Origin of the sequence: Streptomyces sp. NPDC056486, assembly GCF_042795295.1 — a bacterium.
Classification (GTDB): Bacteria; Actinomycetota; Actinomycetes; order Streptomycetales; family Streptomycetaceae; genus Streptomyces.
In genome coordinates, this window is the sequence record NZ_JBHTSF010000099.1 from 1 (window position 1) to 14,430 (window position 14,430).

Annotated in this window: 19 protein-coding genes; 9 read left to right on the forward strand and 10 right to left on the reverse strand. The window is 68.0% G+C overall.

Annotated elements, in window-relative coordinates; all coding sequences use genetic code 11:
* Nucleotides 1-92: 92 nt before the first annotated feature.
* On the reverse strand, nt 93-443 hold the full coding sequence (locus ACFQ7F_RS30695) for an SsgA family sporulation/cell division regulator (protein WP_383277215.1): 351 nt from the start codon (nt 441-443) through the stop codon (nt 93-95).
* A 235-nt stretch (nt 444-678) separates the two neighbouring features.
* Between ACFQ7F_RS30695 and ACFQ7F_RS30700 the strand changes: the two genes are divergently transcribed.
* Genes ACFQ7F_RS30700 through ACFQ7F_RS30710 form a run of 3 tightly spaced genes read left to right on the forward strand, consistent with a single transcriptional unit; the run spans nt 679 to nt 3,303 of the window.
* Nucleotides 679-1,767 (forward strand): energy-coupling factor ABC transporter permease, encoded by a 1,089-nt coding sequence (locus ACFQ7F_RS30700; protein WP_383277218.1) that lies wholly within the window; start codon nt 679-681, stop codon nt 1,765-1,767.
* Nucleotide 1,768: 1 nt separating this feature from the next.
* On the forward strand, nt 1,769-2,530 hold the full coding sequence (cbiQ, locus tag ACFQ7F_RS30705) for a cobalt ECF transporter T component CbiQ (protein WP_383277221.1): 762 nt from the start codon (nt 1,769-1,771) through the stop codon (nt 2,528-2,530).
* Nucleotides 2,518-3,303 (forward strand): energy-coupling factor ABC transporter ATP-binding protein, encoded by a 786-nt coding sequence (locus ACFQ7F_RS30710; RefSeq protein WP_383277224.1) that lies wholly within the window; start codon nt 2,518-2,520, stop codon nt 3,301-3,303. The genes cbiQ and ACFQ7F_RS30710 overlap by 13 nt, the downstream gene beginning before the upstream one ends.
* Here the strand turns inward: ACFQ7F_RS30710 and ACFQ7F_RS30715 are convergent.
* Nucleotides 3,293-4,132 (reverse strand): class I SAM-dependent methyltransferase, encoded by an 840-nt coding sequence (locus ACFQ7F_RS30715; protein ID WP_383277227.1) that lies wholly within the window; start codon nt 4,130-4,132, stop codon nt 3,293-3,295. The two genes, ACFQ7F_RS30710 and ACFQ7F_RS30715, sit on opposite strands and share 11 nt — an antisense overlap.
* A 73-nt stretch (nt 4,133-4,205) precedes the next feature.
* On the opposite strand from ACFQ7F_RS30715, the gene ACFQ7F_RS30720 reads away from it, so the two are divergent.
* Both ACFQ7F_RS30720 and ACFQ7F_RS30725 read left to right on the forward strand, forming a co-directional pair.
* Nucleotides 4,206-4,826: a TetR/AcrR family transcriptional regulator gene (locus tag ACFQ7F_RS30720; RefSeq protein WP_383277230.1), complete on the forward strand. Its 621-nt coding sequence runs from the start codon at nt 4,206-4,208 to the stop codon at nt 4,824-4,826.
* A 49-nt stretch (nt 4,827-4,875) separates the two neighbouring features.
* Entirely contained in the window at nt 4,876-5,226 is a 351-nt protein-coding gene (locus ACFQ7F_RS30725; protein WP_383277233.1) for a hypothetical protein, read from the forward strand.
* A gap of 41 nt (nt 5,227-5,267) precedes the next feature.
* Here ACFQ7F_RS30725 and ACFQ7F_RS30730 read toward each other — a convergent pair whose 3' ends face one another.
* Complete coding sequence (locus tag ACFQ7F_RS30730; protein ID WP_383277236.1) at nt 5,268-5,603, reverse strand: EthD domain-containing protein; 336 nt, start codon at nt 5,601-5,603, stop codon at nt 5,268-5,270.
* A gap of 143 nt (nt 5,604-5,746) precedes the next feature.
* Here ACFQ7F_RS30730 and ACFQ7F_RS30735 point away from each other — a divergent pair, with 143 nt between their 5' ends.
* The gene (locus ACFQ7F_RS30735; RefSeq protein WP_383277239.1) at nt 5,747-6,115 is read left to right on the forward strand and encodes a MerR family transcriptional regulator; all 369 of its coding nucleotides are present in this window, start codon (nt 5,747-5,749) and stop codon (nt 6,113-6,115) included.
* 194 nt (nt 6,116-6,309) lie between these two features.
* Here ACFQ7F_RS30735 and ACFQ7F_RS30740 read toward each other — a convergent pair whose 3' ends face one another.
* Nucleotides 6,310-6,987, reverse strand: a complete 678-nt coding sequence (locus tag ACFQ7F_RS30740) for a methyltransferase domain-containing protein (RefSeq protein ID WP_383277242.1) — start codon at nt 6,985-6,987, stop codon at nt 6,310-6,312.
* 158 nt (nt 6,988-7,145) lie between these two features.
* On the reverse strand, nt 7,146-7,586 hold the full coding sequence (locus tag ACFQ7F_RS30745) for a hypothetical protein (RefSeq protein WP_383277245.1): 441 nt from the start codon (nt 7,584-7,586) through the stop codon (nt 7,146-7,148).
* A 226-nt stretch (nt 7,587-7,812) separates the two neighbouring features.
* Between ACFQ7F_RS30745 and ACFQ7F_RS30750 the strand changes: the two genes are divergently transcribed.
* Entirely contained in the window at nt 7,813-9,105 is a 1,293-nt protein-coding gene (locus tag ACFQ7F_RS30750; protein WP_383277248.1) for a helix-turn-helix domain-containing protein, read from the forward strand.
* 10 nt (nt 9,106-9,115) lie between these two features.
* On the opposite strand, the gene ACFQ7F_RS30755 is transcribed toward ACFQ7F_RS30750, so the two are convergent.
* Nucleotides 9,116-9,310, reverse strand: coding sequence for a DUF397 domain-containing protein (locus tag ACFQ7F_RS30755; RefSeq protein WP_383277251.1), 195 nt, complete (start codon nt 9,308-9,310; stop codon nt 9,116-9,118).
* Nucleotides 9,307-10,185, reverse strand: a complete 879-nt coding sequence (locus ACFQ7F_RS30760) for a helix-turn-helix domain-containing protein (protein ID WP_383277254.1) — start codon at nt 10,183-10,185, stop codon at nt 9,307-9,309. The genes ACFQ7F_RS30755 and ACFQ7F_RS30760 overlap by 4 nt, the downstream gene beginning before the upstream one ends.
* 249 nt (nt 10,186-10,434) lie before the next feature.
* Here ACFQ7F_RS30760 and ACFQ7F_RS30765 point away from each other — a divergent pair, with 249 nt between their 5' ends.
* Together ACFQ7F_RS30765 and ACFQ7F_RS30770 are read left to right on the forward strand one after the other, a co-directional pair.
* Nucleotides 10,435-10,725 (forward strand): hypothetical protein, encoded by a 291-nt coding sequence (locus ACFQ7F_RS30765; protein ID WP_383277257.1) that lies wholly within the window; start codon nt 10,435-10,437, stop codon nt 10,723-10,725.
* Nucleotides 10,725-11,162 (forward strand): ATP-binding protein, encoded by a 438-nt coding sequence (locus tag ACFQ7F_RS30770; protein WP_383277260.1) that lies wholly within the window; start codon nt 10,725-10,727, stop codon nt 11,160-11,162. Before ACFQ7F_RS30765 ends, ACFQ7F_RS30770 begins: the two co-directional genes overlap by 1 nt.
* 37 nt (nt 11,163-11,199) lie before the next feature.
* Here the strand turns inward: ACFQ7F_RS30770 and ACFQ7F_RS30775 are convergent, their stop codons facing one another.
* From ACFQ7F_RS30775 to ACFQ7F_RS30785, 3 genes are all read right to left on the reverse strand, one after another.
* Nucleotides 11,200-12,051 (reverse strand): DMT family transporter, encoded by an 852-nt coding sequence (locus ACFQ7F_RS30775; protein ID WP_383277263.1) that lies wholly within the window; start codon nt 12,049-12,051, stop codon nt 11,200-11,202.
* Nucleotides 12,048-12,545 (reverse strand): YbaK/EbsC family protein, encoded by a 498-nt coding sequence (locus ACFQ7F_RS30780; protein WP_383277266.1) that lies wholly within the window; start codon nt 12,543-12,545, stop codon nt 12,048-12,050. Before ACFQ7F_RS30780 ends, ACFQ7F_RS30775 begins: the two co-directional genes overlap by 4 nt.
* A gap of 92 nt (nt 12,546-12,637) precedes the next feature.
* A complete protein-coding gene (locus tag ACFQ7F_RS30785; protein ID WP_383277322.1) occupies nt 12,638-14,284 on the reverse strand; it encodes a penicillin-binding transpeptidase domain-containing protein in 1,647 nt (548 codons plus the stop codon).
* Between the last annotated feature and the right edge of the window lie 146 nt (nt 14,285-14,430).

The following is a 14,430-nucleotide window of genomic DNA, read 5'->3' on the forward strand; positions in this document are numbered from 1 at the left end:
GGAGGGAACGCGCTCGTCGCCGCCCCCGTTTTCTTTGATGCCTTCATCGTGCGCGTACGCGGGCGTCAGTGACGTCAGTGACGTCAGTGACGTCAGTGGGGGACGGGAGCGGCCGCGTACGTGCGGCGCAGAAAGCGGATCAGCGCTGAAGCGTCGAACTGTACGACCGCCACCCCCTGCGCGGAGTGGAACTCCATGACCGTCTGGACCCGCCCACAGGGCCAGATGTGAACGTCGCCGCTGGTGGTCGGGGCTCGCAGACCCTGTTCGAGCAGCTCCCGGGCGAAGGCCCACTCGTGGGAGCCGTGGGAACCAGGGAGGCCGACCCGTACCGATTGCGGGTCGGCCTCCGGGTCGTAGCGCAGGACGGCGGGGACAGCGAGCTGGTCGTCAGGAGAGTCCGTGACGACGTGGGCGCGTGCGAACTGTTCTACTGCGGACATCGCCGAACTCCTCACCATCACATTCCTTCTGCCCTCTAATGTCCCATATATTCGGATTCTCGCTCCAGGGGTGACGGGGTGACCGGGTGGGTAGCCGGGGGATGACCCGGCGGATAACTGGGTAGCGACTGCTCTTGCAAGCCGTTCGCAACAAGGCACTATCATTGAACGGTTCACGAGCGATCCGCTCTGTCCTTCTTCCTGCTTTCTTCCTGTCCTGCCCAGGAGCGCGCGCATGCATGTCCCCGACGGATTCATCAACGCCCCCGTCTCCGCCGCCGCCGGGGTCATCGCCGCCGGAGCGGTCGCCGTCAGTCTCCGCGGCGCACGGCGTGAACTGGACGAACGGACGGCGCCGCTCGCCGGCCTCGTGGCCGCGTTCATCTTCGCCGTGCAGATGCTGAACTTCCCGGTCGCCGCCGGTACCAGCGGACACCTGCTCGGCGGGGCGCTCGCCGCGATACTCGTCGGCCCCTATACGGGCGTCCTGTGTGTGTCCGTCGTACTCCTCATGCAGGGCGTCCTCTTCGCGGACGGCGGCCTGACCGCGCTCGGCGTGAACATCACGGACATGGCGATCGTCACGACCGTCGTGGCCTATCTCATCTTCCGCGGCCTGGTGAAGGTGCTCCCGCGCACCCGCCGCTCCATCACCGCCTCCTCCTTCGTCGCCGCGCTGATCTCCGTGCCCGCCGCCGCGGTCGCCTTCACGTTCATCTACGCGCTCGGCGGCACCACCGACGTCTCCATCGGCAAGGTCGCCACGGCGATGATCGGCGTGCACGTCCTCATCGGCATCGGCGAGGCGGCGATCACCGCGCTCACTGTCGGCGCCGTCATCGCGGTCCGCCCCGACCTCGTGTACGGGGCCCGCGGCCTGACCCAGAAGCTCAAGCTCCGCGTCGACGGCGAACTGGTCGACGCCCCGACTCCTGCCTCCGCTCCTGCCTCCGAGGCCCCCGCCCCCGTCGCCGCACGCTCGCACCGCAAGGTGTGGATCTCGGGCCTGATCGCCTCCCTCGTCCTCGCGGGCTTCGTCAGCTTCTACGCCTCCGCGAACCCCGACGGCCTGGAGAAGGTCGCCGCCGACAAGGGCATCGACAAGAAGGCCGAGGAGCACGCCTCATCGGACTCCCCGCTCGCCGACTACGGCGTCAAGGACATCACCGACTCCCGCCTCTCCGGCGGTCTCGCGGGCGTGATCGGCGTCGGCGTCACCGTCGTCGCGGGCTCGGGGATCTTCTGGGCGCTGCGGCGCCGCCGTACGACGGACACGGGCCCGGCGTCCACGGATTCCGTCACCGAGATCTCCGAGAAAGCCTGACATGGGTGCGGGCCACGCCCACCGGCTCTACCGGCACGGCCACTCCCCGGTGCACGCACTTCCTCCGCACACCAAGCTGGCGGCGGTCTTCTGCTTCGTGGTCGTGGTGGTCTCCACGCCGCGCGAGGCGATGTGGGCGTTCGGCCTCTACGCGCTGCTCATCGGCGTGGTGGCGTACGCCTCCCGCGTCCCTCTCCCCTTCCTCCTGAAGCGGCTGCTCATCGAGGTCCCGTTCGTGGCGTTCGCGGTGCTCATGCCGTTCGTGGCGGAGGGCGAGCGGGTCGACGTACTCGGTATGTCCCTGAGCGTGAACGGCCTCTGGGGCGCCTGGAACGTCCTCGCCAAGGGCACCCTCGGCGTCGCGGCGTCCGTACTTCTCGCCTCCACGACCGAACTGCGCTCGCTGCTCCTGGGCCTCCAGCGCCTGAAGCTGCCGCCGCTGCTCGTCCAGATCGCCTCGTTCATGATCCGCTACGGCGATGTGATCACGGACGAGATGCGCCGCATGAAGATCGCACGCGAGTCACGCGGTTTCGAGGCGCGGGGCGTACAGCAGTGGGGCGTCCTCGCGAAGTCCGCCGGTGCGCTCTTCATCCGCTCGTACGAGAGGGGCGAGCGGGTGCACCTTGCCATGGTCAGCCGGGGTTACGCCGGTTCGATGCCGGTGATCGACGAGGTCACCGCCTCGCGTGCACAGTGGACGTACGCCTTTGCCCTGCCGGGCGCCGCTCTTGTCGTCTGCCTGCTGGGATGGACCCTGTGACTACTGCTGCCGCTACCGCCCCCGCTCCCGCTTCCCTGGACGTCTCCGGCCTCGCCTTCGCCTACCCCGACGGGCATCAGGCGCTCTTCGGCGTCGACATGACGGTCGGCCGCGGCGAGCGGGTCGCGCTGCTCGGCCCGAACGGCGCGGGCAAGACGACGCTCGTCCTGCATCTGAACGGCATCCTGACCGGCGGCGCGGGCACGGTCACCGTCGCGGGCCTCCCCGTCGGCAAGAAGCACATGGCGGAGATCAGGCGCCGGGTCGGCATCGTCTTCCAGGATCCCGACGACCAACTCTTCATGCCGACGGTGCGGGAGGACGTGGCGTTCGGCCCCGCGGCGGCCGGAATGCGCGGCCCCGAGCTGGAGGCCAGAGTCCAAAAGGCCCTTTCCCAGGTCGGCATGGCGGAGTTCACGGACCGCCCGCCGCACCACCTCTCCTTCGGTCAGCGCAGGCGGGTCGCGGTGGCGACGGTCCTGGCGATGGAGCCGGAGATCCTGGTCCTCGACGAACCGTCATCGAACCTGGACCCCGCGTCGCGCCGCGAACTGGCCGACATTCTCCGGTCGTTGGACGTGACGGTCCTGATGGTCACGCACGACCTGCCGTACGCACTCGAACTGTGCCCCCGGGCCCTGATCCTGAGCGAGGGCGTGATCGCGGCGGACGGCCCGACGGGGGAGCTGCTCGGCGACGAGGACCTGATGGGCGCGCACCGCCTTGAGCTGCCGTTCGGCTTCGACCCGAAGACGGTGAAGGTCACCCGGTAGGGGTGGGGGAGCCTGCGCGTACGGCGGTCACGGCGAGGGTGGTGTAGCTCATCGTGAAGTGCCCGCCCAGGGAGTCGATGGCGCCGCCGACCGCGTCCAGTACGTCGGCCAGCTGATCCGGGCGGAGTTGGGTGAGGCCGCCGGTGGTGGGGAGCAGGTCGAGCCATTGGTCGCGCGTGTAGGACTGCTCCCAGTCGAATCGCCACTGTTTGGGATCGTTGAACTGCCCGGTCCCGCGGATCTTGTCGGCGACCTTGGCGTATGCCGCGCGGTAGAGGTCGAGCGGGCGCCGGTCCGGTTGGCCGACGAGAGGCGACTCGGGCGCAACCCGCCGGAAGGCGGCGGCGAACGGTTCGGCCACCGTGGCAGGCGGCTCATACACGTGCCCGAAGATCGCCAGCCGCCCGCCTGGGCGCAGCACCCGCGCCGCCTTCACGGCACCGGCGACCGGATCCACCCAGTGCCATGACTGGGCGGCGACGACTATGTCGAACGTCCGGCCGTCCGACTGCCAGGCTTCGAAGGCCGCGACCTCGACCTCCAGGCCCCGGGCCCGCGCGAAGTCGGCCATCCGCGCATCGGGCTCCACGCCGAGCGTGGCGCAGCCGGCGGCCTGGAACTGGCGGGCCGCGATGCCGGTGCCGCAGCCGACGTCGAGCACGTCGGTCCCCGGGCTACCGGCGATGATCTGCGCCACCAGCGCATCGGGGTAGCCGGGCCGGGCCTGGTCGTAGCGTTGGGCGTCCACGCCGAACGACTCGGCCATGCGCCGGGCCTCATGAGGCTTGGTCGGGGACGGTTCTGGCTGCTCTCGCGGTAAGGTGGGCATGCGCCCACTTTAGTGGGCGAGTGCCCACTTGCCAACGGCGTGCCGCCACGCTGACGCACGAGAGGATCTGCGAGTGCCGACCGGGTTGCACCTTCGCGACGCGCGGCAGCAGCTGTTCGACGCTGCCGAACGCGTGCTTCTGCGGGACGGACCGAACGGGCTGACAAGCCGGGCCGTCACCGACGAGGCGGGCTGCGCCAAAGGCGTCCTGCACCGGCACTTCACCGACTTCGACGCCTTCCTCACCGACCTCGTGCTCGACCGGGCCGCGCAGCTCGAGACGCAGGCGAGTGCGCTGCGCGAGTCGGCGGGCACCGGCGCCGTGGCCGACAACCTCACCAGCGCGCTGACCACCCTGTTCGGACCGATCCCGGTGGCGATCATCCCGCTCATCACCTTCCGGGACGAACTGCGCACACGGCTGCGGCAGGCGAGGCCCGGCGGCGGCATCGCGATCCTGGCCCAGGTCACGAGCGCGGTTTCCGCCTATCTGGCCGACGAGCGTGAACGGGGCCGCATCGCGGCAGACGCCGACATCGACTCACTCACCCTCTCCCTGGTCGGAGGCGGACACCTCCTGTTCGCAGACCACGACCGCGACCGCGACCACGACCCCGGCCCGCCGTCCAAGGCAGCCGTCAACAGGCTCGTGACGGCGGTCATCGCCGACGCCGTGCAGCGACGGCCGGTCTAAGGCCAGTCCGGCGGATCACGCTCGGGGAGGCGCGAGTAGGTTGGGCCGCATGTCTTCCGTACTCGTTGTTGGTTATGACCCGCAGGCAATACCCGGCGTCGACGCGGAGGGCCTTCGTGCCGCTCTGGACGCGGAGTTGGCCCGTTTCGCAGAGCACGGCATCGAAGCAGCCATGACGCTGGTCGCGTTCGGCACGTCGGCCAAGCCCACGCTTGTCGCGTCGCTGTCCGAGCGTGCCTGGGACGTGGTGGTTGTCGGTGCCGGAATCCGCAAGACGGAGCAGCTGCTCCCGTTCTTCGAGGAGATCGTGAACCTGATCCACCGTCATGCGCCCCAGGCTGCCATCGCGTTCAACACGGGCGGCGGGGACAGCGTCGAGACTGCGCAGCGCCGGCTCTAGGGGTTGTCGGGGTCGATCACCTGCAGAGGCGGCGGCAGGGGTCAGACCACAACCCTTTCTTCAGTGACCATTACTGCCACTGAATTCATGTCGATGAACTTCCTCTCGTCCGGGTTCACCAACTCCTTGTAGTTCTTGGACGCGAAGAAGGCGTCGTGATCCGCCCACTTTTCAAACCAGATTTCAGTGAGGCCGTCGTAGGCGGGACTCGGATACCCTTCGGCGGGCACCGGGTGGGAGACGGTGTACTTCTTCACGTACTGCCGCACTTCCGGAATGGAGGTGAACAACGGAGCGTGGCGGTTTCGGTGATGCTCAACGAATTCATCGAAGGTCATTCCATCGATGCGGTTGATCATGAAAGCGAACTTGATCACGAACTTCTCCTTTTCGTGCCGACGGACGCGAGAGGTCGGCAACCAGATGCCCTGGCGGCGGACCGCGAGCCATCGGTTAACCTAAATGCTCACATCGATGTCAAGGGCAAGTAGCTGTGGCCCACTGCACACGAGGGGCTGAGATGCGGATCGGTGAACTGTCCGCCCGTACAGGCGCGAGCCGTCGATCACTGCGCTACTACGAGCAGCAGGGTTTGCTGGTCAGCGCAAGGTCCCCCAGCGGCCAGCGGTACTACGGCGATGACCACGTCCAGCGGGTGGGGCTGGTTCAGGCGTTCCTGGCCGCCGGGATGTCCAGCAGAACCATCGCTCAGATGGTCCCCTGCATGGCGGAGCCCAACGCGGACAGGGCCCGTCAAGCCTTGACCGCGATGAATCAGGAGCGAAATCGCCTTTCGTCCACAATAGACAGCCTGGCTGCCGCCAGAGCGGAACTTGATCACCTGATCGACGTAAACCGGAACTTTCTGGCGAACGTGGCAGATGACTAGGCATCGGAACGCCTGAATCAACATTCCGGGTTTACTTCGGCGGAATATTCCGCACTCACCCCCGCCCCCGGCGGCCCCCTCACCCCGCGTGCAGCATCAGCCCGATCCCCGCCACCATCAGCCCCGCCGACCACGGCAGCCGTCAACAGGCTCGTGACGGCGGTCATTACTGACGCCGTGCAGCGACTGCCGGTCTAGAGGCCGGGCGCCTGCGCGCGGACCATGAGGGTGCCTACATCCTTGGGGTCGGGGGCCTTGAGGATGTGAGCATCGATGTCGGTAAAGCCGTGCCGTTTGAGGATGTCCGCCCACATCTCGGGCGTGAACTGCCAGCGAAGAACGGTGAGTTCGTGCCTGCGACCTTCGAGCCACCTGCCCCGCATCTGCTGGGGCCCGTAGAACCCGGCGACGGGCTCGGCTTGAGAGAACGCGAAAATGCCACCGGGGGCGAGGCGCTCGGCGATGGCCGGGAACAGTTCTTCGGGCTCTGTGAACCACACGGCGCCCCATACCGAGTAGATCGCGTCGTACACCGTGGTGCCGGAGGCGAGGAACGCCCGGGCTTCTTCATGGACGAAGGCCAGGCCGGGGGTTCCCTGCCAGAAGGTCCGGGCCCGCGCGACCTGGATCGAGGAGAAATCCACCGCCGTCACATCCACGCCCTGGTGTGCCAGGTAGGCGGCTTCCTTCCCTTCGGCCGGTCCCAGTTCGAGGGCTCGGCGGGGTTGGCCGAGGACTTCGGCGCCGGGCCCGTGATCGGAGTACTGGGTCCAGTTGAACCGATCCGTCTGCGGTGCGGGCTGGGCCCCCTCTCCCTTGTGGGGCTTGTACTTGTCCCAGTACTCGGCCGCTGTCATGGGCTCGTGGGGCATGAAGCTCCTCGGGAGGATGATGGGGCCGGTGTCCTTCGAGTTCGACACCGTATCGGCGCTACCTCCCGCCCACGGGTGAGTGACACAACGTCACCCAGATGTGGACAAGCAGAGAGCCGGGAGCGCTCGTGGCGCTTCCGGCTCCGATTGCTCCCGGTTCAGTGACAGTTGGCACCTGGACTGCACGGACCGCACTTTCCCGAGTCGCGTTCCCAGAGCTTCCAGTCCACGTCGAAGCCCGCATCGGCGATGATCTGGGCGGTGCGCTCGACCGAGCCGTCGTACTTGAACTCGATCTCCGGGATGTGCTCCAGGAACTTCCCGTCAAAGTGCCTGGCGCAGAATTCCCGATAGTTCTTGGTGTCCAGGATGAAGACATGAACTGCGAGGTCGACCAGGCGACCGCAGCACATTTCGAGGCCCTGGCCCCACTTCTCCATGGCCGTGATCAGGTACGAGACGGCCGCGCCGAAGAGGCGGTTGGCCATCACCTCGTCGACGGGGTGGTCCCGCATGAGAAGCAGGATTTCGCGGTCCCACACCTTTCGCTCCACGTAGTCCTTCGGGTCGCGGGCCTGTGCTTCGACTGCTGCTGCCATGGTGTCCTCCGTGATGTCGTACGGGCCTGCGGGTAGCGGGCCCGTGATTGCACGACACCACCCGGTCACGATTCGGGGAAGCCAACTGCCTTGCTGTGCATGCGGTTTGCAGACTCTGCACATGCCGTCGCTCCGGCGTGGATCGGTCGCTACCGTGGGTAGGCCCGGATCCGGCGATGGACCTTCCCTGGCCGATCGGAGCCGAGTGCTCGGGGAGGGAAGCGCGATGCGGACCGTCGACCCGCTGTGGAGTTCCGCCCAGGCGCGCGAGCTCGTCGACCGCCACGACCCCGGCGGGCTTGTAAGGCTGGGGCGTATCGGCCGGGGATGGCGGCAAGCTGACCTGGGTGCCCTGCTCAGGTGCTCCGCCTCTACCGTCTCCCGAATGGAGCAGCGGGGCCGTACGGCTGACCTGGCACTCCTGCGGGAGGCGGCCCGAAAGGTGGGGGTGCCGACGCATGTCCTGAGTGCGGCGCTCGGGCTAGGCGCACTCCCGCCCACTAGAGTTACGGCGGACGGTCCACGTTGCGTCGAGGAGGACCCAATGCGCCGCCGCACACTGCTCGCAGCCGCCAGTCTTGCCATCCCCGCCCAGGCACTCGTCGGTATGGACGCCGCTCTGGCGATCACCCCGGACCCGACCGGCTCGACTGTCCCCCTCGACGCTCGTATCTCGCGGGCGCGTGCCCTCTTCGACGCGGGGCGACACGCTGAGCTGTTGGCAACACTGCCGGGGCTGCTTGCTGATGCGCAACATTCTGCCCGGTCCCGCGCTGATCTCGCGTTGGCGCGTCTCTCGGCCTGTTACAGCCTGGCCTCGCAAGTTCTGGTCAAGATCGGAAGGTACGAGCGGGCGCGGCTCACCGCGGACCGTGCCACCGTCTACGCCGATCTTTCAGGCTCTCCGCTGGCGGCTGCGGCTGCGGCCCGGGAATTGAGCATCGTCCTGCGCCACCAGAACCAGGCCGACACCGCGCAGCGTCTCATTCTCGATGCCGCAAGTCAGGTCGAGGCCACCGGGCTGACGACCCAGGCGCAGGCGGCGGCGTATGCGCAGATGTTGTGCACCACCTCGTATACGGCGGCACGGGCCGGAGATCGGGACCAAGCGCAAGCCATGATCTGCGAAGCCTCCAGGGCAGCGCGCCGCCTTCCACAACAGGCCCCGTCAGCGCGCCTGTTTCCGATTACGCCTGCCGCTGTTGTTCTCTATGAGGTCGGCGTTCACTGGGCTCTCGGTGATGCCGGCGCCGCACTCCAGGCCGGTCGCTCGCTGCGTGCGGAGCAGTTCTCGACGGCGGAGCGCAAGGGTCGCATGCATACGGATCTCGGCCGCGCGTGGTGGCAGTGGGGCAAGGCGGAGCAGACCACACGCGAGCTGTTGTCAGCGCTGCGCGTCTCTCGGGGCGAGGTGTGTGACCGTCCTGCTATCCGAAAGATCGTCGACGATCTCTCAGAGCGGCACCCACAGGTGAGTGGCGTTCGTGAGTTGGTCGCGGCAGCACACGCGCGAGGCTGACTTCGGGCTATCAGGGGCGGTTCGACTTAATTCCCGTGACGAAGCCGTTCCATGCCTCCTGAGGGAAGGTGAGGGTCGGTCCCACCGGGGTCTTGCTGTCGCGTATGGCGAGCCCCCCGGTTTTGGTGTGTGCGATCTCCAGGCAGTCACCCTGTTGGTCCGAGTGCGACGACTTGCGGAACTCGGTGACGATCTCGGGGTTCACGGGTTCTCATCCATCTCTTGCGATGTGGTGGTGAGGATGTCCTGAATTCGAGCAGAGCTCTCCTCGGGGGACATAGCGGCCGAGCGTAGTTGATCGAATACGTTCGCGTAGAGAGCCAGGTCCTCTGGTGCCTCGACTACGGACGTATTGGCCACATTGCGTACGGTGACCGCTTCGACGCCGGGTTCCATTCCGAAGGAGAAGGCGACGAACGCCCCGGACATCCCGGCGGCCTTGTTTGCTTCGCAAGGGAGGATCTGGAGGGTGACGTTCTGCCGTTGGCCCGCGTCACGCAGCCTCAGCAGTTGCTCGCCGCAGACCGTCGCGTCGTGAGTCAGGGCCAGCAGGGCTGGTTCCCAGATGATGGCGGTGAAGTGTGCTCCACCGTCCTCAATCCGTTTCTGCCGCTCCTGACGGACTTTGACCAACTGTGAAACTCGCTCCGGCGTGATGAAGATTGGGCCCGAGGTGATGACGGACTCGGCGTACGAGGGGGTTTGCAGCAGACCGGGAATGAGGGCGGGCTCCCAGGAGCGGATGTATGTTGAATCGCTTTCGAGCGTGATGTGATCCGCATAGTCAGGTCGGACGATCTCTTGGTAATCGAGCCACCAGCCACGGTCGTTGCTGGCGCGAGCCCACTTCTCCAGTCGCACCCTTTCGTCCTGGTTCTGGACCTCGTAGCGGTCCAAGAGCGTGCGGACTTCCAGGGCCGAGGCTGACACCTGTCCCGTCTCCATGCGGCTGATCTTGGTGACGGATTTCAGGATTGCTTCGGCCGCAGCTGACTGATCCAGGCCGGCGGCTTCACGGTGTCGCCTCAGCGCCGCACCCAGCCTCCGGCTACGGACCGTTGGCCTCCCGCCTGCGGGCATGGTGACTCCTCTCAATGTCACGCCCAGTCTGCCGTGTTGCTGCTCCGTACAGCCAGTCACGATGCCCGGGTGACAGGTCGCAAATTTGCGAGAGAGTCACTTGCGGTAGCTCCTCGAACACCCCTAGCGTGTCCTGGTGACGCGCTGTTCATCGCCACACTCTGTGCGTGACGTCGGCGTGGAATGACGGAACCCCCGCAACCGCTGGAGCGGTCCGGGGGCATGGCCAACGCTTGGAGGAGCGCTGACATGACTGACCTTATCGCCCGTTACTTCGAACCGTTGTTACGGATCCTGCTCCCGGCGACCGGGCGCCATCGGGGCGTGCCGGTGGCGTCGTGCGGTCGCCGTGAACTGTCGGCGTTCTACGTCGAGTTGCCTGTCCTCGATGTACTCGACGGAGAGGACAACGCGATCGTCCGGCCTTACCTCTTGGCCGACGAACTGCGGCTCCAGCGGCAGCGGAGACGAGCTCTGTGGTTTGCCGTGCACGGGGTCGACGTGGGGCCCCGGGTCATCCACGGAATGGAGGTGGCGTGATGGGTGAGGTCGAGGGCTATGCATGGCCAGGTGGTGCCGTCGCGTCGAAGTGGCCCTGCCACCCCCGATCGGTGGGGCAGGCGAGGGAAGGCCTGCGGAAAGCCTTGGTGGCATGGGAGTTGAGTGGCGCCGAGGATGCCGCGCTGCTCGTGCTCTCCGAGTTGCTCAGCAACGCCGTCGTGCACGGCAAGGTGCCCAGAGGGCGGGAGGTGGAGACCCGCTATCTGCGAATGGCCTGTGGGGTGCGGATCGAGGTGCACGACACCGGCTGCGAGCTGCCGCGCCCCCTCCCCTTGCCGGACGGCGAGCTGTGCTCAGGGCGTGGGCTGTTCCTCGTCGCCGCCGTCGCCGACCGGTGGGGAGTGGCCGAGCGGACCGGGCCCGGCAAGGTGGTGTGGGCGGAGGTCGCGGCGCCGGAGTCCGCCGCAGGGGCGTAGCCGGGGCCGGGGGCGGGTGAGCTGGCCCCCGCCCCCCTCACCCCGCGTGCAGCATCAGCCCGATCCCCGCCACCATCAGCCCCGCCGCCACGAGCCGCGGCGCCCCGAACTTCTCCTTGAAGAAGATCGCGCCGATCGCCGCCCCGACGATGATCGAGGACTCCCGGAGTGCCGAGATGGGTGCGAGGTCCGCCTTCGTCTGGGCCCACAGGACCAGGCCGTACGCCGCCACGGAGAGCGCTGCTCCGAGTAGGCCCACCTTCGCGAACGGGCGCAGGCGACCCACCAGTTCGCCCCGCCAGCGGTACGCCGCGTACAGCGGGATGGCGAGGCCCTCCATGATCATCAGCCAGGCGATGTAGCCCATCGAGGAACCAGAAGCGCGGACGCCGAGGCCGTCCACCACCGTGTACGCCGCGATCGAGACGCCCGTCGCGAGGGCCGCGCCGATCGCCGCCCAGTCGGGGCGTCGGCCCGAGCCGCGTATGCCCCACAGGGCGAGGCCCGTCAGGCCCGCGCAGGAGACCGCTACACCCGCCGCCTGCCAGGCGTCGGGCACTTCGCCCGCGAAGACCGCCGCTAGGACGGTCACGACCAGCGGAGCCGTGCCCCGCGCGATCGGGTACGCCTGGCCGAAGTCGCCGAGCTTGAAGGACTTCATGAGCAGGGCGTAGTAGCCGACGTGGATGATCGCGGAGACGATCAGGTACGGCCACGCACCGGCGGCCGGTATCGCCGCGAACGGGGCGATGAGCAGGCCTATCAGCAGCCCGCCACCCGATATCAGCGTGAAGCCGACCAGTTTGTCCGTGATGTGGTGCGCTATCGCGTTCCAGCACGCGTGCGTCACGGCGGCCAACAGGACCGCCGCCGCCACCAGCGGCGTCACTTGGCGAGCTCGCGCACGTCCACCAGGGTGCCGTTCGCGTGGGCGATCAGTTCCTTGGGCGCCATGGGGAAGACCGCGTACGGAGTGCCCGCCGCCGCCCACACCACCTCGTGGCTCAGCAGGGAGCGGTCCGCGAGGACGCGGGTCTTCGTCGCGTGGCCGAAGGGCGGTACGCCGCCGATCGCGTACCCCGTGGTTTCCCGGACGACGTCCGCCTTCGCGCGCGTCACCTTCGCCGCGCACAACTCCCACCGCACGAGCTCCAGGTCGACCCGCGAGGCGCCGTCCATCAGGACCAGGACCGGAACCCCGTCCGCCGCGAAGATCAGGGACTTGCAGATCTGGCTCAGCTCGCAGCCGATGGCCGCCGCGGCCTCCTGGGCGGTCCGCGTCGCCTCCGGGAAGCGGCGGACCTCGCCGATCAGGTCGGCGAGGCCCAGCTCGGCCAGGGCCGCGGCGAAACGGGGGCTGGCGGGTGAATCTGTAGCGCTCATGCCCGGCACGCTAGCTGTCCGTGTACGGGGCACGCGACCGTGTATTCGCATGCCGGACAGCGGGTCCGGACAGCCGGTGTCGAAGAGAGCTACTACTTGTCCGCCAGGAACATCGCCCGTACCAGCGGCCCCGCCGAGTCCCCGCCGTGTCCGCCCTCCTGCACCACCGCTCCCGCGGCCAGATCGCCGCGGTACGCCGTGAACCAGCCGTTGGGCTTCTTCTGGCCGTCGACCTCCGCGGAGCCCGTCTTCGCGCCCATGTCGGAGCCGAGCCCGGACATGGGTTCCACGGCCGTCCCGGCGACCGCCGTGTAGTGCATCAGGTCCCGCAGAGCCGAAGCCGTCGCGCCCGACATCTTGCGCGGGGCCGTCGCCAGGGTGCGCTTGTCGACGTCCGGGGAGACCAGGTACGGCTGCTTGAAACCGCCCGACTTCACCGTGGCCGCCACCGACGCCATGTTCAGCGGGTTCATGCGGACCCCGCCCTGCCCGATCAGCGAGGCCGCCATCTGAGCGTCGCTCTGCACGGGGACCGCGCCGTCGAAGGTCGGGGCGCCGGTCGACCAGTTGTCGCGGCCGAGGCCGAAGACCTCCTGCGCCTGCTTGGTCAGGGAGTCGTTCTGCAGCTTCTTGGCCTGGCTGATGAAGGCCGTGTTGCAGGACCGGGCGAAGCTCGCGCGGAACGTGCCGTCCTTGATCTGGAACTTGTCGTCGTTCTGGAACTTCCAGCCGCCGTACGTCACGTACTTCGGGCAGGGGTGCTTCTTGTCGACTCCCGCGAGCTTCTTCTCCAGGAGGAGGGACGACGTGATGACCTTCATCGTCGAGCCGGGGGCCAGCGAACCCTGGAACGCCGTGTTGAAGCCGCTGGGGTTGGAGTTGGCCGCCGCCAGGATCTCGCCCGTGCTCGGCTTCACCAGGACCACCGACGCCTGCTTGCGCTTGCCCGTCTCCTTCTCCGCCGCGGCCTGGAGCGAGGCGTCGAAGGTCGTCTTCAGGGTGCCGGGGGTACCGGGGGAGAGTGTGAGCAGCGTCTTGTCGGGTGTCGCCTTGTCGTCGTCCTTCGACGTCGCCGACTTCTCGGCGGCCTTCGCGCTGTTCTTGCGTACGACGCGCAGCTCGACGCCCGCGGTGCCGCCGGCCTTCTCGCCGAACTTCTCGCGCATGCTGTCCAACACCGTGCCGAGGGAGGGGTACTTCGCCTTGGTCAGCTCGCCGCCGTCCCGGTCCACCGCCTTGATCGGCGGGTCACCGGCCTCGCCGGTGACCAGGCGGTCGCCGTCCTTCAGGTCCGGGTGGACGACGGAGGGCTGCCAGCCGATCAGCGTCTTGCCGTCGTGCTTTCTTCGCACGACGGTGAGCTCCGACTCGTACGCGAAGGGCTTGGTCTTTCCCTCGTACGAGACCGTGGACGTGACCGAGAACGGCACCTTGGCGCCCGCACGCTTGCCCGGCTCCAGCTGCACCTTGGTGAGGTGGGAGTCCTTGGCGTACGCGGTGAGGGCGGTTTTGGCTGCCGTCCGGTCGTCCGTGACCTCCGCGGCCGCCGCGACGTCGCCCTTCTCCCACGCGGTGAGGAAGTCCTTCGTGGTGGCACGGACCTCGGCGGCCGTCGGCGGGCCCGAGGCCACCGGCTTCTCGTCGACCGTCCCGTCGTCACCGGACGAGCCGCCGCCGATCAGGCTGTACGCGGCGATGCCCACGCCGCACACGACCACGGCGGCAGCGCCGCCGAGCACACCGGGGTGCACCTTGCGGCTCCTCGCGCCAGAGGTGCCCGTGGCGCCTGTAGCGCCCGTGGCTCCCGCCGTGCCCGTGATGTTCTTGATGCCCTTGCGCTCGCTGGCGCGCCCTCGCTTGCCCACTGATCCTCCGCAGATCCCGG